Annotated in this window: 19 protein-coding genes; 10 read left to right on the top strand and 9 right to left on the bottom strand. The window is 46.6% G+C overall.

Features of this window, described 5'->3' with window-relative positions:
* From ESB13_RS23780 to ESB13_RS10740, 3 genes are all read left to right on the top strand, one after another.
* Complete coding sequence (locus tag ESB13_RS23780) at nucleotides 1–177, top strand: hypothetical protein (RefSeq protein ID WP_164974167.1); 177 nt, start codon at nucleotides 1–3, stop codon at nucleotides 175–177.
* A 135-nt stretch (nucleotides 178–312) separates the two neighbouring features.
* Nucleotides 313–963, top strand: a complete 651-nt coding sequence (pdeM, locus tag ESB13_RS10735) for a ligase-associated DNA damage response endonuclease PdeM (protein ID WP_129002976.1) — start codon at nucleotides 313–315, stop codon at nucleotides 961–963.
* Nucleotides 964–982: 19 nt separating this feature from the next.
* A complete protein-coding gene (locus ESB13_RS10740; protein ID WP_129002977.1) occupies nucleotides 983–1,885 on the top strand; it encodes a histone deacetylase family protein in 903 nt (300 codons plus the stop codon).
* Nucleotides 1,886–2,046: 161 nt separating this feature from the next.
* On the opposite strand, the gene ESB13_RS10745 is transcribed toward ESB13_RS10740, so the two are convergent.
* Complete coding sequence (locus ESB13_RS10745) at nucleotides 2,047–2,811, bottom strand: XRE family transcriptional regulator (RefSeq protein ID WP_129002978.1); 765 nt, start codon at nucleotides 2,809–2,811, stop codon at nucleotides 2,047–2,049.
* 306 nt (nucleotides 2,812–3,117) lie between these two features.
* Between ESB13_RS10745 and surE the strand changes: the two genes are divergently transcribed.
* From surE to lpxB, 3 genes are read left to right on the top strand one after another with little or no spacing between them, the layout of a single operon-like run.
* On the top strand, nucleotides 3,118–3,921 hold the full coding sequence (gene surE / locus ESB13_RS10750; protein ID WP_129002979.1) for a 5'/3'-nucleotidase SurE: 804 nt from the start codon (nucleotides 3,118–3,120) through the stop codon (nucleotides 3,919–3,921).
* Complete coding sequence (locus ESB13_RS10755) at nucleotides 3,921–4,217, top strand: hypothetical protein (protein ID WP_129002980.1); 297 nt, start codon at nucleotides 3,921–3,923, stop codon at nucleotides 4,215–4,217. The genes surE and ESB13_RS10755 overlap by 1 nt, the downstream gene beginning before the upstream one ends.
* A 9-nt stretch (nucleotides 4,218–4,226) precedes the next feature.
* Nucleotides 4,227–5,333 (top strand): lipid-A-disaccharide synthase, encoded by a 1,107-nt coding sequence (lpxB, locus tag ESB13_RS10760; protein ID WP_129002981.1) that lies wholly within the window; start codon nucleotides 4,227–4,229, stop codon nucleotides 5,331–5,333.
* 148 nt (nucleotides 5,334–5,481) lie between these two features.
* On the opposite strand, the gene ESB13_RS24240 is transcribed toward lpxB, so the two are convergent.
* From ESB13_RS24240 to manA, 3 genes are all read right to left on the bottom strand, one after another.
* Nucleotides 5,482–5,661, bottom strand: coding sequence for a DUF6728 family protein (locus tag ESB13_RS24240; RefSeq protein WP_129002982.1), 180 nt, complete (start codon nucleotides 5,659–5,661; stop codon nucleotides 5,482–5,484).
* A gap of 194 nt (nucleotides 5,662–5,855) precedes the next feature.
* Nucleotides 5,856–6,446 carry a DUF6580 family putative transport protein gene (locus tag ESB13_RS10770; protein WP_129002983.1) on the bottom strand — a complete coding sequence of 197 codons (591 nt, stop codon included), beginning with the start codon at nucleotides 6,444–6,446 and terminating at the stop codon, nucleotides 5,856–5,858.
* Between the two features lie 79 nt (nucleotides 6,447–6,525).
* Complete coding sequence (gene manA / locus ESB13_RS10775) at nucleotides 6,526–7,740, bottom strand: mannose-6-phosphate isomerase, class I (RefSeq protein ID WP_129002984.1); 1,215 nt, start codon at nucleotides 7,738–7,740, stop codon at nucleotides 6,526–6,528.
* Between the two features lie 379 nt (nucleotides 7,741–8,119).
* Here manA and ESB13_RS10780 point away from each other — a divergent pair, with 379 nt between their 5' ends.
* Nucleotides 8,120–9,565 carry a tagaturonate reductase gene (locus tag ESB13_RS10780; RefSeq protein ID WP_129002985.1) on the top strand — a complete coding sequence of 482 codons (1,446 nt, stop codon included), beginning with the start codon at nucleotides 8,120–8,122 and terminating at the stop codon, nucleotides 9,563–9,565.
* A gap of 20 nt (nucleotides 9,566–9,585) precedes the next feature.
* Nucleotides 9,586–11,076, top strand: a complete 1,491-nt coding sequence (locus tag ESB13_RS10785) for a UxaA family hydrolase (protein WP_129002986.1) — start codon at nucleotides 9,586–9,588, stop codon at nucleotides 11,074–11,076.
* Between the two features lie 112 nt (nucleotides 11,077–11,188).
* Here ESB13_RS10785 and ggt read toward each other — a convergent pair whose 3' ends face one another.
* On the bottom strand, nucleotides 11,189–12,883 hold the full coding sequence (ggt, locus tag ESB13_RS10790) for a gamma-glutamyltransferase (RefSeq protein WP_129002987.1): 1,695 nt from the start codon (nucleotides 12,881–12,883) through the stop codon (nucleotides 11,189–11,191).
* Between the two features lie 56 nt (nucleotides 12,884–12,939).
* On the opposite strand from ggt, the gene ESB13_RS10795 reads away from it, so the two are divergent.
* The gene (locus ESB13_RS10795) at nucleotides 12,940–13,332 is read left to right on the top strand and encodes a YraN family protein (protein ID WP_129002988.1); all 393 of its coding nucleotides are present in this window, start codon (nucleotides 12,940–12,942) and stop codon (nucleotides 13,330–13,332) included.
* 60 nt (nucleotides 13,333–13,392) lie between these two features.
* On the opposite strand, the gene ESB13_RS10800 is transcribed toward ESB13_RS10795, so the two are convergent.
* Nucleotides 13,393–13,926 (bottom strand): YkgJ family cysteine cluster protein, encoded by a 534-nt coding sequence (locus tag ESB13_RS10800; protein ID WP_129002989.1) that lies wholly within the window; start codon nucleotides 13,924–13,926, stop codon nucleotides 13,393–13,395.
* A gap of 155 nt (nucleotides 13,927–14,081) precedes the next feature.
* Here ESB13_RS10800 and xerD point away from each other — a divergent pair, with 155 nt between their 5' ends.
* The gene (xerD, locus tag ESB13_RS10805) at nucleotides 14,082–14,984 is read left to right on the top strand and encodes a site-specific tyrosine recombinase XerD (protein ID WP_129002990.1); all 903 of its coding nucleotides are present in this window, start codon (nucleotides 14,082–14,084) and stop codon (nucleotides 14,982–14,984) included.
* 372 nt (nucleotides 14,985–15,356) lie between these two features.
* Here xerD and ESB13_RS10810 read toward each other — a convergent pair whose 3' ends face one another.
* The 3 genes from ESB13_RS10810 to ESB13_RS10820 form a co-directional block, all read right to left on the bottom strand.
* Nucleotides 15,357–16,580 carry an exo-beta-N-acetylmuramidase NamZ family protein gene (locus ESB13_RS10810; RefSeq protein ID WP_129002991.1) on the bottom strand — a complete coding sequence of 408 codons (1,224 nt, stop codon included), beginning with the start codon at nucleotides 16,578–16,580 and terminating at the stop codon, nucleotides 15,357–15,359.
* Nucleotides 16,581–16,865: 285 nt separating this feature from the next.
* Complete coding sequence (locus ESB13_RS10815; protein ID WP_181955291.1) at nucleotides 16,866–18,758, bottom strand: vWA domain-containing protein; 1,893 nt, start codon at nucleotides 18,756–18,758, stop codon at nucleotides 16,866–16,868.
* A 170-nt stretch (nucleotides 18,759–18,928) separates the two neighbouring features.
* Complete coding sequence (locus ESB13_RS10820; protein ID WP_129002993.1) at nucleotides 18,929–19,339, bottom strand: hypothetical protein; 411 nt, start codon at nucleotides 19,337–19,339, stop codon at nucleotides 18,929–18,931.
* Between the last annotated feature and the right edge of the window lie 132 nt (nucleotides 19,340–19,471).

The following is a 19,471-nucleotide window of genomic DNA, read 5'->3' on the forward strand; positions in this document are numbered from 1 at the left end:
ATGAATAAACCGTTATCCCTGAATACTTATCATAAGAAAGATTTCAATAACTGGTTTGGCTATATCACCGACAAAATAATGCTGGATAGTATCCCCAACCCGGTTGTACGAATGAGATTCGGAAACGGGTACGACAACTCTCCGGACTTATTCCTGGTTCAGTGCTGTAGCCAATAAAGTACAAGGGCAGGCTATATCATGCAAAACATGCCCAACACCTTTCCACATTTGAAGCCCGGCAACGGCCCCGTGAGCGCTCCGGATATATTCCTGGTTCAGTGCTGCGGCAAATAAACTGTATCTTTACAGCTTATGTTTTCAACGGCACAGCATTCTATTTCAGGTAATAATTTCTGGCTTTCTTCGGAGCGATCTGTCTATTGGGAAGAGAAACAGGCGATTATCCTTTCCGATCTTCACCTTGGTAAAACAGGGCATTTCAGGAAAGCAGGTATTGCCATTCCTCAAACAGTATTACATCACGATCTGCAACGCCTGGTGCATTTACTGGAATTCTATAGCCCAAAGGAAGTGATCATCGTAGGTGATCTTTTTCATAGCAGGGAAAACAAGGAAATGGATCTTTTCCTCGATTGGCGCAGCAGCTGGTCTTCCATTGACTTCAGGCTGGTAAAGGGGAACCATGATATTTTGCCGGACAGCTGGTATCACCGTGCAGGCATTATCACCCATCATCGTAGCTATGTAACAGAAGGTTTCTGCTTTACACACGATCCTTCAGATTGTGCGCCGGGCAGTCATTATACTTTTTCAGGGCATGTGCATCCGGGTATCCGCCTTAGTGGTATGGGTAAGCAGTCATTGCAATTTCCCTGTTATTATTTCGGCGATGCAGTAGCGATCCTGCCTGCGTTTAGCCATTTTACCGGCCTGGCATTATTACAGCCGGAGAAAGAGGATACTGTATTCGCAATTGTGAACCAGTCGGTCATCGCACTGTAGTCTTCAGCCCTGTACAATTATGATAAGAATTGCATTTGATCCCATCTACATTCACCCCATTCCGGAAGGACATCGTTTTCCGATGTCGAAATATGAGCTGATCCCGGGACAATTATTGCATGAGGGAACTATCACCTCCCAACACCTGTTCCGGCCTGAAGTATGCGCACTTGAACAGGTTTTATGGACCCACGATAAGGATTATGTTGATAAGCTGCTGCATCAAACACTAAGCGCTTCGGAACAGCGCAAAATAGGATTTATACAATCGCCGCTGCTTACACAGCGGGAACTGGTAATTGCCCAGGGAACTATTGATTGCTGTGAATATGCTTTCCGGCAGGGGGTAGCTTTAAATGTCGCCGGCGGCACCCATCATGCTTTTGCCGGCCGTGGCGAAGGGTTTTGTTTATTGAACGATATGGCAATAGCAGCCAATTACCTGCTGCACAATGGCAAAGCCAAACAGATCCTGGTCATAGACCTCGATGTACACCAGGGCAACGGCACTGCCAGCATTTTCCGCCACGAACCCAGGGTCTTCACTTTCAGCATGCATGGCGCGCATAACTACCCTTTTCATAAAGAACAGTCAGACCTGGATGTGCCGTTAACCGATGGCACAGACACCAGCACCTATTTATCTCTATTACAGGAACACCTGCCTGCACTGATAGAAAAGGTAAAACCAGACTTCGCCTTTTTCTTATCAGGAGTAGACATCCTGTCAACCGATAAGTTCGGCAAGCTGAAAGTAAGCATGGAAGGCGTCAGGGAAAGGGACTACTATGTATTTCACCTGCTCCGGCAAAAGGGCATCCCCGTAACAGTTGCCATGGGCGGCGGATACTCCCCCGATGTACGTTCAATTGTTGAAGCACATTGCAATACATTCAGAACTGCCGTTAATTTATACGAATGATAGTTGCGGCCAACAAGATACCTTCCGGCGTTAATGCCAGACTGCCATCAATAGCACGCATTTCCACATGCATCCCCTTTTGAAGAAACAACGAACCCTTAGATCACTGTTCCCTTCAATATTTTCCCGGCGCTCCCGGTATTATAGGTATTGCCTGTTCTCTAGTTTACGATCTTCTTCTTTAAGGTGGTCACCTGTTCCTGCAGGTCGTTTACCAATCCTGCCAGTTGGTTTACATCCCAGCGCTGCTGCATATTGGCCTTTGTAATAACCATCTGCGCTTTCCATACTTCAAGTACATCTTCACTATTGATGTTGTATGGCTCATAAATAGGGTTATCACTTACCAGGGTCATTTTATTCTTTACCCTGTTGTTACGCAAAATGCGTTTATAAACGATACCCTCGTTACGGGAGATAACGATATAGGTATTGCTGGACTTTACATCCTCTATATCATCTACTTTTTCACCTACAATAACACTTCCGCTCGGAGTTGGCAGCATACTGTCACCAACGATCTCAAAGGCACGGTAATGGCCGGGAGCCAGCATAGGAAGGGTAAAGGTGTTCAGCTCATCCACAAACTCAGGATCGGCATAACCCGCCAGGTAACCGGCTGCCGCCTTTACAGGAACAAAGTGAATATGCTGCGCCTCTCCCCCGGTTTTCAACTGCCGGCGTTTATCGAGATAACTGCCACCGCCCGCTTTGGGAGCGCCTGTAAGGTCTTTCAGTAATAATTCATCAAGACTTAACTTGAAGATGCCGCAGATGTGTTCCAGCACTTCCAGCCGTGGCTCAGCGCGTTCCTCCTCGTAGGCGCCTACCAGGGAACGCTTTATGTTCAGCTTGTTCGCAAATTCCTCCTGTGTCCAGCCACGCAGCTTGCGCAGGTAACGTAGATTCTTTCCGGCATGACTCATAGCTAATAATTTTGACACTAAAATACTAACTAATTTAGTTATTCCCAAAAAAACATAGCACTGTCCTGCTGTTCAGGTTAAACCCAGCTGGGCACTACATCGCTTTTACAGGCAAATTACCCGCTGCTTTTATTGCCAAAAGCGTGTTTTATCTCCGGTACAATAACAGCGCTGTGGTGCTATTGCCCCAGGGTGGTAGTTACCACCGGCTATTCGTATTACCAACCTACCGTACTGCTACGGTACCCTTGTTTGGATGGTAGCTGCAACCATCTCTCATTCAAAATAACTATCTTGCCTGCATCTATGGCAAAAGCAAAAAAAGCAAAGACGACGAAGAAGGAAGAGCCGGTTATTCTGATCACCAATGACGATGGTATCACAGCACCTGGAATAAGAGCCCTGGTTGAATCGGTAAAGGGATTAGGTAAGATAGTAGTAGTTGCTCCGGACAAACCTCAGAGCGGTATGGGACACGCTATTACCATCGGGCATCCGCTGCGTTTACAACGCTCCAGCGTATTCACCGATGTAGAAGCATGGCAGTGCAGCGGCACTCCTGTCGATTGCGTGAAGCTGGCTGTTGACAAAGTATTGCACCGTAAACCCGATATCTGTTTAAGCGGTGTGAACCACGGCGCCAACCATTCTATTAACGTTATTTATTCCGGCACCATGTCGGCAGCGCTTGAAGCCGCGATAGAAAGTATTCCCAGTATAGGTTTCAGCCTGCTGGATTATAGCGTAGAGGCCGATTTTACAGGAGCACAGCATTATGCACGGCTACTTGTTCAACAGATCCTCGGCAAAAAAATAGACAAGCATCTTTGCCTGAATGTAAATATCCCTCCTACCCCGGTGGAATTACTGAAAGGATTAAAAGTATGCCGCCAGGCCTATGCCAAATACGAGGAAGAGTTTGCAGAAAGAAAAGACCCGCATGATAAAACCTATTACTGGCTTACAGGCGAGTTTGTAAACTTCGACAAAGGCAGGGATACCGATGTATGGGCTTTGGCTAATAACTATGTAAGCGTAGTGCCTGTTCAATTTGATCTGACACATTACCTGTTGAAGGAAAAATTAGAAAAATCGCTAATCACCAAATAATGTTACGCAGAAACAACCTTACCATGGGTATAATAATGGGCTTTATTGCACCCATTATAGGTATGTTCATCTATTACCTGTTCAAGTTTTATCCGTTGTTCACCATACGGGATTTCTTTACCGTACTGGGCACGCAAAAAACACTGATAACAGGTATCGTAAGCGTATCACTGTTGGCGAATGCAGCGATCTTTACCATTTATATCAATACACGCAGGGATAATACGGCAAGAGGCATTTTTCTTTCAACCTGTATTTATGCCATTGCCGCCCTGGTTCTTAAGTATTTTCTCTAATAGCACAACGTGAAGTATTACATTATAGCAGGAGAGGCCAGCGGTGATTTACACGGCAGCAACCTGGTAAAAGAATTGAAGCAGCTGGATCCCGGTATACAATTACGCGGGTGGGGAGGCGATCTTATGCAGGAAGCCGGCGTTGACATCGTAAAACATTACCGCGACCTGGCTTTTATGGGTTTCGTGGAAGTGATAGCCAATTTGCCTACTATCTTACGTAACCTCTCGTTTTGCAAAAAAGATATCGCTGCCTTCCGGCCCGATGCGCTTATACTCATCGATTACCCCGGCTTCAACCTCCGTATTGCCGAATGGGCTAAACAGCAGGGCATGAAGGTCATCTACTATATCTCTCCGCAGGTATGGGCCTGGAAAGAGAACAGGGTGAAAAAAATGAGGCAGCACATCGATAAAATGATGGTGATCCTGCCTTTCGAGAAAGACTATTTCAAAAACAAATGGAACTGGGAAGTTGAATATGTAGGTCACCCCCTGGTAAGGGTGATAGATGCGGTTCCGGCCAATGCGCCTTTATCGGTACAGTTACCATCGAACCGCCCGGTGATTGCCTTATTACCCGGCAGCCGCAAACAGGAGATCCTGAAAAAACTGCCGCTGATGCTGGAAGTAAGCAAGGCATTTCCCGGTTACCAGTTTGTAGTAGCCAAAGCGCCCGGGCAGGAAGATGCTTTTTATGAAAGCCTGTTATCTCCTTATACCAATGTTTCCTCGGTAAGAAATGAAACCTATGCCCTGTTACGCAAATCAAAAGCGGCACTGGTAACCAGCGGCACCGCCACACTGGAAACAGCGCTGTTTAAAGTCCCCGAAGTGGTTTGTTACAAAGGCAGCAATATCAGCTACCAGATAGCCAAACGCCTTATCAGGGTGAAATATATTTCGCTGGTAAACCTGATCATGGATAAACTGGTGGTGAAAGAACTGATCCAACAGGATCTTACTACCCAAAATATGATAGCGGAACTCACCGAACTGCTTACCAACCCGGCAAAGCAGCAACAGCTGCAAAAGGATTACGACCAGCTGCACGAATTACTCGCTGCAGGCGGTAACGCCTCAGCCAATGCCGCAAAAGAGATTCTGAACAGCTAAGAAGGCGACCATATTGCCAGCGGTAGCCCAAAAGCCAGCCCTTGCCAATATGGAAAAGGCGCTTGCCGGCAAATACAATAACGGCTGAGCATTGGCGATAGACCATAGCACTAGCTGCCAGCATAAACGGCTGGCGCCAGGATTTAGATTATCGGAATAGTGGAAGGATCAGGAAACGGATTATCATAATGAGCACTGCCAGCAGGAAAACGATAATAGAGATGCGGTTCATACCATGCATCAGGCGCATATTGGTATTACGGGGGGCCTTAGGGTCCCTTTTTCTCAGGTAAAGATATTCCGCGACTTGCCTCCAAAAGATGCTCATGGAACAAAGAATTTAATAATGATAGAAAGTATCTTCCTGATATACCGGTCATGACAGCCTCCTAAACAGACAGTCATTGACGGGTTATCCATCTCTATTCACCAGCAACGCGCCCATACAATAGGCAAGGGTTGAACCAGACCTGCCGGGTATTAAACCAAGCCTGCCGGGTATTAAACCAGGCCTGCCGGGTATTAAGCCAGGCGCTGCAGGTTTTCTTCGCTCCTGGGCGCCGCTCTTTTGATGAGAAAGTAGCCCCCAAACAAAATAGCCGAGAACAGAAGGGTTGAATAGATGCCGCCGGGGAAGGTGAAAGGAATGGCATCGTTATACGCCATCATCAGACCTTCGAATGTCCTGGGGCGGTTAAGCCCTCTTGTGCCCTGCCATCCGGCCCATACGACGAAATTGGATAAGATGAAAAATACGGTAGGCGCCGCTACAGAAGAAAGCAGTACGCTCAGCACATTGATCTTTTTCATTAAAAAGCCCATAGAAGTAAGCAGGGCAAATAATAAATAGTTCTGCCATTGTCCTTCATAGAAACCAGGCGTATTGGTCATACCCAGGTTATATAAGCCGTGATAGAACAGGTCGCCCACGAACATAGAGATGATAGGGAGTGCAAAAGCCCATTTTTTGTTCTTAATGAAAATGGCGCCGCTGAATATAGCCATCGCATACTGGGGAGTAAAGCCCCAGGGACGGTTAGGGAACACACGGTAAACTGCAGCCACCACTATCAGCAGACATAAAGCTATTACAATCGATTTTGTAGATTTCATCCTGAGCGTTTTTAAAAAATCCCGGCAAATATGGGTTAACACTTGCCGGGGTATTATTGAGTTGGCAAAAATAAGATAATTAAGCCAAACGAGGCACAAATGCCCTGTAAACCAAAAGCGGGCTGCCGGCCTGCAGTACATAGGGTTCACCTGCCAGCACTGCTGCTGCCTGGCCTTTTTCCACCGTAACACTGCCGTTACCGGTAATAGTGGCGCTGCCATTCATAACTACCAGTATTTCAAGAGAATCGGTGATATGGTTCCATTTTTCGCCCGGCTGCAGTTCTATTTTGCTGATCCCGAAGTCGGGAACCGGGCAGGGATATAAACGCTCACCATTACCAGCGGCATCTCCTTTCATGATCACCGGGGTAATGCCTTCGAAAATGGTATGCTTCAGCAATTCAGGCACGTCTACGTGTTTGGGGGTAAGGCCGCCGCGCAGTACGTTATCGCTGTTGGCCATCAGTTCCACGTTTTGCCCCTCCAGATAAGCGTGCGGAACGCCGGCGCCCTGGAATACGGCTTCGCCCGGCTGCACCTGAACGATATTGAAAAAGTAAACGGAGAAAATACCCCTGTCTACATTCCCCAGCAGCTTCTGGTTGGCGCAGAGTTTTGCCACCCACCAGCCGGGCTGGCTGCGGTTAAGCTGTCCGGCTTCATATTTCTGGCATTCTGCCAGCACCAGGGGCGTCAGCAGCGCGTTTACCTGCGCCTGGGGCATTTCCATTACATGCTGGTAAAGGCCTTTGTACCCTTCTTTATCGAAAAGCGGCGCCAGCTCGCTGAAGGCAGGAACAGAACGTAATACCTTACGCAGCAGATCGGGCTGGAGGAAACCATGCAGCAGCCAGAATTCGCTCAGCGCGATCATCACTTCCGGCTTATGGTTGCGGTCTTTATAGTTGCGATGGGGGGCATTGACGGGTACGCCCGCCGCTTCTTCGGCATCGTATCCTTTTTCGGCTTCGGCCTTGGAAGGATGTACCTGGATCGACAACATGTCTTTCACATCCAGGATCTTAAACAGGTATGGCAATTCACCGAAACGGTTCCATACGGCTGCGCCGATGGCTTCTTCGGGTTGCTGCTGTATCAGCTGTAACAGGGAAACCTCCGTGCCGTTTGTTTCCAGAACCGAAGCGGCCGAGGGATGCGCTCCCATCCAATATTCAGCACAGGGCTGGTTATCAACGCTTTGTGTACCTAACCACTGGGGAATGAATGCATGTCCGCCCCAGGCATAATGCTGTACTTTTCCTTTTAATCTAAAGATTTTGTCTTGTACCATTGTTTTCCAGGCTGTTTTTGGTCCTTGAAAGATATAAGTTTTTCTGATACAGAAAGTTACCTGATCCTCGGGGCGGAGAGGGGCAAATTCGTATGGCTGCCTCCCGTAAAAGCGCTGAAACAGCTTAAGAGCGGCTTTACAGCGGCAGGGATGCAACCTGGGATTACCGGGACAAAATAGGTTAAATTCCGGTTTCATGACAAAAATCATGGATTTTTGGGCAATGACCAACCACGATCATTGCATTGGCGGGAACGCCTGTAAGTGCTTGATTTTCCGCAATCGTTGGCGTTAATAAATATTGTTAAGTCATCATTCTTTTACCCCGAACATTCTAATTTGCTGCTATGTTTTACACTAAATTCTTAAATCTTTGATTATGCGCTTGTCAAAAAATACGGTTGCAGCATTCGAACAATATCCTGAAAAAGTATTGCAGTTTGGCGAAGGAAATTTCTTAAGGTGTTTTGTGGACTGGATGTTCCATGAGTTAAACAAGAAAGCTGATTTTAAAGGCTCTATCGTAGTAGTTCAGCCCATCGAGAATGGTATGGTAGATATGCTGAACGAACAGGATTGTCTTTATACCCTTTACCTCCGTGGTTTACAAAATGGCAAGGTAGAGAACTACCATGAGACTATTAGTGTGATCAGCAGGGGTATCAACCCTTATACGCAGTTCAGCGAATACCTGAAAACAGCAGAGAATCCTGAAATGCGTTTTGTGATCTCCAACACTACTGAAGCTGGTATCGCTTATAAAGCAGAAGACAAGGCTACTGACACGCCTCCTTCCTCTTATCCTGCGAAACTTACAGTATGGTTGTACCACCGTTACAAAACCTTTAACGGCGACGCTTCCAAAGGTATGCACATCATTCCTTGTGAGCTGATCGATAAAAACGCTTATTACCTGAAAAAATACATCCTGCAACTGGCTGCAGACTGGAAACTGGAAGATGGTTTCACTGCATGGCTGGAATCGGCTTGTACTTTCAACAATACACTGGTAGACAGGATCGTTCCCGGTTATCCTAAAGACCGTATTGCAGAGATCACTGCCGAACTGGGTTACGAAGACAAACAAGTAGTAGAAGGCGAACCTTTCCACCTGTGGGTGATTGAAGCCGGCGAACAACTGGAAAAAGAATTGCCTTTCCCTTCCATTGGACTGAACGTTTTATATACAAAAGACGTATCTCCTTATAAGGTAAGGAAAGTAAGGATCTTAAACGGTGTGCACACTGCACTGGTTCCTGTTGCTTACCTGTACGGTATCGATACGGTAAGGGAATCGATGGAAGATGCCGTAGTAGGCAAATTCATCAAGGATGCACTGTTCGAAGAAATCATTCCTACACTGGACCTGCCTTTACAGGAATTACAGGATTTTGCGGCAGCAGTATTGGAGCGTTTCTCCAATCCTTTCATCAAACACCTTCTCATGAGCATTTCACTCAACTCATGGGCTAAGTTCGAAACAAGAGTACTGCCTTCCATCCTGGAATATGTGAAACGCAAAAACGCTGTTCCCAAACACCTGAGCTTCTCACTGGCTGCTACCATCGCTTTCTACAAAGGTGAAAGAAATGGTGAAGCCATTGCCCTGAAAGACGACGCCGATTTGCTGGAACTGCTGCAAAACGCATGGAGCAAATACGATGGCAGCGATGCATCTGTTAAAGCAGTGGTAACTACCGTTCTGGCATATGAGAAAAACTGGAAGTTCGACCTCAACACGGTTGCCGGTTTAACAGACGCTGTTACTGCTCACCTGGTGAACATCCAGAAGCTGGGTATGAAAGAGGCTATCAAAACTGTATAACGTTCGATAATTATATTGCTATGAAGGAGTTCGTAAAAATAAATGCCAAGGATAACGTGATCATTGCGTTGAAGGGCTTTGCCAAAGGCGACAAAGTTGTTGTCGACGGTAAAGAGATTGTCCTGCAAAACGATGTTGAGCGTGGCCACAAGATTGCCCTGAATGATATTACATCGGGACAAGACATCATCAAATATGGCTACCCTATCGGGTATGCTACCACCGATATTCACACGGGAGAGCATGTGCACGTGCAGAATGTAAGAACTAAACTTGGAGATGTATTTGATTACGTTTATGAGCCCAGGTTCAGTGAACTTACACATCCGCAACGCAACCTTACCTTCCAGGGTTTCCGCCGTAAGAATGGCGACGTAGGGATCCGTAACGAAATATGGATCGTTCCTACCGTAGGTTGTGTGAACGGTATTGCTGAACAGATCATCCGTGAATTCAAAGCTGAGGTTGGTGATACCAGCGGCGTTGAAGGTATTGAAGTGTTCAAACACAACTATGGCTGTTCGCAGCTGGGCGACGACCATGAAAATACAAGACATATCCTTTCCGATATTGCCCTGCACCCTAACACCGGTGGGGTACTGGTATTAGGTCTGGGTTGCGAAAACAACAAGATCGATGAGTTCAAAGAAGGCTTAGGCCCTATCGACGAGTCAAGGATCAAGTTTCTTTCTACCCAGAAAGTACAGGATGAAGTTTCTGATGCAGTAGCCTTACTGAAGGAGATCTATGCCGAAGCCAGCAAAGACAAACGCGAAGCAGTTCCTTTATCGGAACTGAAAGTTGGTTTGAAATGCGGTGGCTCCGATGGCTTATCGGGTATCACGGCAAACCCGCTGGTAGGTTATTTCTCCGACTTCCTGATCAGCCAGGGTGGCACTACCGTATTAACGGAAGTTCCTGAAATGTTCGGTGCTGAAACCATCCTGATGAACCGTTGCGTGAATCACGATGTATTTGAAAAAACAGTACACCTGATCAACGATTTCAAACAATACTTCATAGACCTGAAACAACCTATTTACGAAAACCCTTCACCTGGTAACAAAGCGGGCGGTATTTCCACACTGGAAGATAAATCGCTTGGTTGTACCCAGAAAGGTGGCGTAGCTACTGTTGTTGACGTATTGAAATATGGCGAAAGACTGAAAGTAAAAGGTCTGAACCTGTTAAGCGCTCCTGGTAACGACCTGGTATCTACAACAGCATTGGGCTCTTCAGGCGCTCATATGGTACTGTTCACTACCGGCCGTGGTACGCCGTTCGGAAGCTTTATTCCTACATTGAAAATTGCGACCAACTCAGAGCTGGCGGCGAAGAAACCACACTGGATCGATTACAATGCAGGTCCTTTAGCTGAAGACAAGTCGTTCGACCAGGGTCTTGAAGAATTACTTGACAAAATCATCCGTGTAGCCAGCGGCGAAAAAGCCAATCACGAGAAAGCTGGTTTCAGGGAGATCGCGATATTCAAAAGCGGTGTAACGCTTTAAACTTTTATCTGTTTTGTTTCCTTAAAAATATCCCACGCGTCCTGGCGTGGGTATTTTTTTTTCAAAAATTACTGTTTATCCAATTCAGCGGATAAATGCCGGTACAGCCTGTTTAATAACCGGCGGCACTATCCTCTCCCCTGCCATCGGCTACAGCTTCTATAATACCGTCTTTGATCCGGATAACCTCTGTTCTGCCTATGCCATTGCGGTTGTAGATATGATATCCCATTCCCCTGAGCTTGTACAAAGTTTCTGCAGAAAAGCCTTTTTCAACATACACCAGGTCGGGTTGCCATTGATGATGGAACTTGGGCAGATTAACAGCATCGTGTATGCTGAGACCGAAATCGATCACGTTTACCAGGGTTTGTAATACCGAAGTAATGATGGTTGAACCTCCCGGCGTTCCGGCAACAAGATAAGGCAAACCGTTATGGAGTACGATCGTTGGTGTCATAGAGCTCAGCATACGCTTATACGGCGCAATGGCATTGGCTTCGGACCCCAGTAATCCGTACATATTAGGCACTCCTGGCTTGGCGCTGAAATCGTCCATTTCATTGTTGAGGATAAAGCCCGCATTCCCTACCACTACCCTGCTGCCATAAGAGCCGTTTAAGGTGGTGGTCACTGCTACTGCATTGCCTTGGTTATCCACCACCGACAAATGCGTTGTTTCTTCATGCTCCTGCTGCGGACTGCCGTGGTGTATGTTTTTGCTTTCACTTGCTTTGCCGGGCTTATAATCGCTCATCCGCTGTGCCAGGTATGCCGGGCTGGTAAGCGCTGTCACCGGCACCTTTACAAAGCCGGGATCACCCATAAACGCTGCACGGTCTGCATAAACACGGCGCTCTACTTCTATCATCAGCTGCATTGCTTCGGGAGAATCGAAACCATATTTATCGAGCGGATACCGTTCCAGTATTCCCAGCATTTGCTGTAACATAATGCCGCCACTGCTGGGCAATGGCATTGTTACGATCTTATATCCTTTATAATCGAATGTAACCGGTGAGCGTTTTATGGCCTTATACTGCTTCAAGTCGTCAAGTGTAATGATGCCTTTACCATGCTGCATTTCATCCACTATTTTCTGCGCCGTTTCTCCTTCGTAAAAACCGGCGGCGCCTTTCTCCTTTATCAGTTGAAGCGTATGGGCCAGGTGCGGCTGAAAAAGAGTATCGCCGGCCTTCCAGCTGCCGTCTTTTACGAATGCAGGTTTTACACGGTTGAATTTCAGAAAGTCATCGCGGAGTGCATTTAAACCTGCCGCTTCCTTACCGGTGATGACGAAGCCCTTTTCAGCCAGTTTTATAGCGGGGTCTATCAATGCTGCCATAGGCAAACGGCCATGTTCTTTATGCGACAGGAAAAGTCCGGCTACCGTACCCGGCACCCCCGAAGCAAGATGACCAGACTGGCTCAAACTTGTATCGGCATTACCCGCGGTATCTATGAACATATCCCGTGAAGCACGCCCCGGCGCCATTTCCCGGTAATCGTATGTAACCTGTTCTCCCTTGCTGCTATGTAACACCATAAAACCGCCGCCACCAAGATTGCCGGCATTGGGATACACTACTGCCAGCGCCAGTTGTGTAGCAATAGCTGCATCTACCGCGTTTCCGCCTTTCTTAAGTATCTCTGCTCCTGCTGCGCTTGCCAGCGGGTGCGCACTTACTACCGCTCCGTTCTTCACACGGATCTGTTTTACGCTTTTATAATTGTAAGCATTGGTTTGCCCATAGCAGTTGGCTATACAGCAAGCCAATAATAATACGACCGTGTACAAATATCTCATGTGATGTTACTTCGTTGGATGTTTATAAAAATAAGTAAATTCACAAAAACACTGCCTTGGATTATTACAAACATAGCGGCGGGAAGAGAGATACGGGAAGCAAAAGAGACACCGGGGCAAGAGGCGAAACGCTGGCCGCAGCCTGGCTTGAAGCAAGAGGATATTGCATTATAGAACGCAACTGGCGTTACAGACGCAATGAGATAGATATCATTGCCTCCAGGGCAAACCGCTTACATATCATAGAAGTTAAAACACGTACTACGCCTTATTTCGGACTACCGGAGGAACATATTACCCATGACAAAATGAATGGGCTTAAACATGCAGCCATTGCCTACCAGGCGCAATCGAAACGGTGGGTGTATCTGCAGTTTGACGTATTGTCTATCTGTATGTACCCGCAGCAGCCCGTTGAATATTATCTGATAGAAGATGTATTCTTCTGAAGCGTGTTCTTTTTAAACGATCTATTTCTGACGATAGTCTTTTCCGGAGGACTTATTTTGCTAAGGCTTTGTAATAGTCCATTTCCCCTGGGAGAAGGAAAGCTGTTCTCTCATCTTTTCTACCAGCCGGAAAGTTGCCGGGCAGTATTCTACGTTTTGTTTATGCACATGAAGATAATCGGCCATTCTCTTCTTGCGGAGATGCGGGAATCCTGCGCAGTCGGCCGGCCTTACCTCGTAGATATCACATTTATTTGTTTTGAGGTCGAGGAACTGGCAGGGTTGTTTTTTGTTCATCCAGTCGCCATCTTTCTTATCGAACTCCAGCCATTTATCTTTAAACTGTTCCGGGGTGGTATTGAGGTGATCGGCAATACGTTTGATATCGGTTGGCGTAAAGGTAGGGCTCATGGTTTTGCAACAGTTGGCGCAACTCAGGCAATCCACTTCCTGCCACACCTGCGGGTCGAGCTCCTCGGCAAGCTTGTCGAGGAAGCGGGGAGGCTGACTTTCTATCCGTCCCAAAAAGCGGCGGAAGGTTGTTTTATGCAAGTTAGCTTGCTTCTTAAAAGCGCGGAGATTGACTGGCTGCATACGTTTCAACACATTAACTGTTACAGATAAAACAGAAGGTTCTTTAACAGAATCATCCTGTAATGGTACGGTTTATACGATTGTAAATGTAGGGTTAAAAACCAAAAGATGCTACCTTGCACTTATACCGGTCAATATTTCAACGGGTTTATACTATGTGGGATGCTTATAAAAAGGGCTACAAGGCTTATTTGCAGCTGGAACGGTCGCTCAGCGATCATTCTGTGGAAGCCTACCTGCACGATATCGATAAGCTTACCAGTTATCTCCAGGCAACTGCCAACCTGAAAACACCGGAAGAACTTACCCTGAAAGACCTTCAGCATTTTGTGAAATGGGTGGGGGAACTGGGAATGACGCCTTCTTCCCAATCGCGGATCATATCGGGCATCCGCGGTTTTTACAAGTATTGCCTGGTGGAAAACATCACCACCACCAACCCTACCACTTTACTGGAAACACCCAGGTTAAAACGCGCTTTACCCGATGTGCTTAGCTTCGAGGAAATAGAACGGATCATTGCGCAGCTCGACCTCAGCAAACCCGACGGAGGCCGTAATAAGGCGATCCTGGAAACGATGTACAGCTGCGGACTGCGGGTGAGTGAAGTGATCAACCTGAAGATCAGCCAGCTTTTTCTCGACGTGGAATTTATAAGGGTTACCGGTAAAGGCGATAAAGAGCGGCTGGTGCCGATAGGCCGTTCTGCCATAAAATATATTAAACTTTACAGGGAAACCATCCGTATTCATCAACAGCCGCAAAAGGGCTGTGAGGATATCTTATTCCTGAATCGTTTTGGCAAAGGGCTTTCCCGTATCATGATCTTTTACATCATCAAAGACCTGGCGCAGAAAGCGGGCATCACCAAGAACATTTCACCGCACACCTTCCGCCATTCTTTTGCCACCCACCTGGTGGAAGGAGGCGCCGACCTGCGTGCCGTACAGGAAATGCTGGGACATGAAAGCATTACCACCACAGAAATATACACCCACCTCGACAGGGACTACCTGAGATCTACCTTAAACGATTTTCATCCGGCATATAAAGGATAGGCTGCTCATAGAAGCATAGTGACGGGAAAATATTGCCGGGGAAGATTGCTGTAAAAAGCGCACCTGCGGGAAAAGCATGTACAGCAGAAGGCAGGCCAAAGATGGGGAAGACTGCTGTGAAAAAACGAACCTGCGGGAAAAGGGAAATAGACGTTTTATGTTAGGATGGCTTGAACCGGGACCAGGTTTTGCTAAAAAAAAACGGGGTTTCAACGGTAGCTTTTGAGATGCTCTTAGGAAGCTTTAAAGAAGCTTTTAGGATGCTTTGACGGCAGCAGCGGACAAAGGGTAGCTATTTTTTAGCAAATGTGGAAATCTGCCCTTCCCGTTTAGCAAAATGCTAAACGGGAAGGATAGCCTCTCTCCTGCCGTTTACTCTTGATATAACAGGTATTTTTTGCGTAATTGTTTGTATTGACTGAGGCCGGGCTCCCAGCTTTTCCGGATCTCGGATTCCGATTTGCCGGCGATGATCTGGGCTTTGAAAGCCGTGGTTCCAACAAGTTTGTTGATATCGCCCATAGCTTTGCTTTGGGTGCCATCGAAGAATTTTTCTTTAAAGGGATAAGCCTTGTATAATTCGATCATCCAGGCGATGTTCACTTTTCCGGCTTTGCGTAAGGGAGCTGTATTGTATTTCCGCAGATCAAGGCCGTAACAGTCCTCATTTTTATGCAATGGATCTTCGGACATGCCGGGGATGCTTTTAGGAGTGAAATGAAAGCTGTACTTGCCTTTTAGCGCAGGCGCTCCCAATACGGTAAAGGGCATGTAAGTGCCGCGGCCCTGGCTGATGATCGTTCCTTCGAATAAACAAAGGGAAGGGTATAATAATACCGACTGAGGTGTATTGAGGTTGGGCGATGCATTTACAGGTAAGGTATAGTCCATGCCATGTGTATAGTTCTTCACCTTGATCACCTTTATTTTACATTGTTGTTTATCTTTCATCCATCCTTCGCCGTTGATCATTCCGGCAAATTCGCCTACCGTCATGCCGTGTGTAATAGGGATGGGAAACTGGCCTATACCTGATTTGAGGTTCATGTCGAGGATGGGACCATCTACAAAGTCGTTGGGATTGGGTCGGTCCAGGATCAGCAGTTCTTTGCCGGAGGCGGCGCAGCTTTCCATTACATTCCGGAGCGTATTGATATAGGTAAAGAAGCGGCATCCTACATCCTGGATATCGTAGATCAGGATATCTATTTTAGCCATATCTTCTTCAGACGGTTTCGATTTTTTGCCGTAGAGCGAAATGACGGGGATGCCTGTAGCGGGATCTGTTTCGTCTTTCACTTTTGCGCCGTTGCTGGCATTGCCCCTGAAGCCATGTTCGGGGCCAAAAATGGCGCGGATATCTACCCCCAGGGCATGAAGGCTGTCGACGCTCGATTTGTTGCCGATAGTGGATGTTGGATTTACAACCATTCCAACCCGTTTACCCTTTAGAAGCGGCAGGTAAAGGCTCACCTGGTCGGCCCCCGGAATGACAACGGCGGGTTTGGGAGCAAACATTGGTTTGGCTTCTACTGCTATCGCAGGAACCAGGAAAAGCGGCAGGAACACGCAAAGTATAAAAACAGGCAGACGCATGGCAACTGGTTTTAATGTTACCAAACATAAGCATTCGCGGGCTAAAACCGCACAAAAACGCATATCTATTTTCATTTTATTGCCACCAGCAAAAAGAGGGTGGCTCATAAATAAAAATAGCCGCTGAGAATTGCTTAAACGGAAACCCTTCTCCATCAGGTACCCGAGAAAAACGAGGCCGTATCATAAGTACGATACGGCCTCTTGTTTTTGATGTGCCCCCACACATCCGTTGTAACCCAAAGAAGTCGTTTTACCCGGAAGTACCGGGCAGGTGTATTATCCTTAATAGATGACGCGTACGTTTTCCGATCTCTTCTTTTCCTGGATATCGGAAGCTGCTTTTACCAGTTGCAGGAATTCGGCGCGATAATGTTCTTCATCTTTACCCTTTGCCGCTGCCGCCGCAGACAGGATCTGGCTGTAAGAGAAATTGCCTTTGTACTTTGAATCGGACAACTGCATTCCAAATGAGGCTACTGCTGCGGCGAAACGAAGGTTTTCGGAAGCGTTGTTGAAAGCAACAGGCTTGTCTTGTAATGTTTTTTCAAACAGAAGGCTTTTAGCCGCATCAGGCTGCTTGTATCTTAGTTTTACATTGAGCAGCTCTCCATCGAAATGGCCTTTGGCTTTCTGAGCCACTTTCTGATAACGGAGTTTATCGACGCTGTCCAGCTCCGGCGCTTCGCTGCCCACAGGGATGATCTCATATAAGGCGGTAACGGAATGACCGCTGCCCATATCACCTGCATCTTTTTTATCGTTGTTGAAATCTTCTTTAGCCAGGATCCTGTTCTCATAACCTATGAGGCGGTAGCCCTGTACTTTAGCGGGATTAAATTCAACCTGTAGTTTTACATCTTTGGCGATTGTGAATAAGGTTCCGCCAAACTCGTTGATCAATACTTTTTTGGCTTCGGTAATATCGTCGATGTATGCATGGTTGCCATTGCCTTTATCGGCCAGCTGCTGCATTTTACTGTCTTTGTAATTGCCCATGCCGTATCCCAATACGGTAAGGAAGACGCCGCTTTCCCTTTGTTTTTCGATGAGGGAAACCATAGCGGCATCGCTGCTGGCGCCTACGTTGAAATCGCCATCGGTACAAAGGATCACCCTGTTATTACCCTGGGCCATAAAGTTTTCACGCGCGGTTTTATAAGCGAGTTCAATACCTGCCCCGCCTGCGGTAGAGCCGCCTGCTGAAAGATTATTGATGGCCGATTTAATTTTCATTTTTTCCGCGCCGCTTGTTGCAGGCAGTACCAGTCCTGCGCTGCCGGCATACACCACAATAGCAACTTTATCTTCAGGACGTAACTGATCGGTAAGCAGGTGCAGCGATGATTTCACCAATGGCAGTTTGTTATCAGCTTCCATACTGCCGCTTACATCTATCAGGAAAACGATATTACTTGCAGGCAGTTTGTCGTAGGCTATTTTTTTACCCTGCAAGCCAATCATTGCAACCTGGTGTTTAGGATTCCAGGGACAGGACGCTAATTCAGTAGTTACGCTGAAAGGATGTTCACCTTCCGGCTGCGGATATTGATAGGAAAAATAATTAATCATTTCTTCTACCCGAACCGACCCGGCGGGAGGCAGTATCCCCTGTGAAAGATAACGGCGTATATTGCTATAGGAGGCAGCATCAACATCGATAGAAAAAGTAGAGAGCGGGTTATCGGTGGTCTTATGATAGCTATTCTCGGCTATGGCGTCATACGATTCTGTATCGAAACCGGCTGACTGGTAATATGCATTCTGATGTGTACTCTTGCTTAACATGACGCCTGGTGCAGCGCCCCTGATAGTGGCAACGCTGCCTGTATAACTCATCTTCTTTTGAGTAGCATATCCTACTACAACAACCTCCTCCAGCTTATGTTCTGCCGGCTGCATCGTTACACGTAAGACATCTGATCTCTTTACAAAAATTTCACGGGTTTCATATCCGATGCCGGAGAACACCAGTGTGGCCGTATCGGCTTTGAGCTTAATAGAAAAAGCCCCCAGATTATCTGTCGTTACCACCCGTTTGGAACCTTTTATCTGAACGCTGACCTGATTGATGGTTACACCCGTAGGGGTTACTATAACACCTTTCACCACAGGATCACCTGGACCTGCAAAAGCCATTAACGTGGCTATCAGAAGAATGGATACTATGTATTTCATATGCGGGATTTTCAATAGGATGCATGTGCCTGAAAAATTACATAACAACCTATAGTTTTTTTTCAGAGAATCCTATTCTTTGGTGCCAGCAGCAGAAACGGCATTATCGCGCGTGATAATATACGGTGGGAGTAACGGGTAAGGTACCGGAGGTTATATGGAAGCGCCGGTTACCATTGTTCGCAAAGAACAAGGGCTTCGCTGTTATAATAACGTGATGCGGGTTTATCGTTGATAAGAATAGCGTATTTGTACATCTTTTTACTGCTATCCCATAGTATAAGATCTATTATACCGTGGACCTTTGGACTTGAGACGACGCTAACACAATCGCCCCAAAAGAAGGGAGAGGGTGTTATCAATTCTATTTTATCGCAGTGTTTCATTTTGAAAACACCTTGTTTCGTTCTAAGGATCAGGTATCCCTGTTCTACTCCTATGCAAAAACACAAGCCAAGATCGATACCATTTAGTTCATTTAGCGGAACATCAGGGTGTATAAGCTCAATCGAATCACTGCTGTGAGACCAAATATATTGCATCCACCTGCCTATGTAATCATATAAATTATCGCAAGCCATAACAAAACCTTTCTATTTATCTTATTCCAGTTCAACAGTCTTATTCCTATCAATTGCATCGCTTTCATAGCAAGCCTATTGTTGTGGCTGCTATATTACGTAATATAAAATTACGCTACCTTTCTCTTAATC

The organism is Filimonas effusa (assembly GCF_004118675.1).
Taxonomy (GTDB): Bacteria; Bacteroidota; Bacteroidia; order Chitinophagales; family Chitinophagaceae; genus Filimonas; species Filimonas effusa.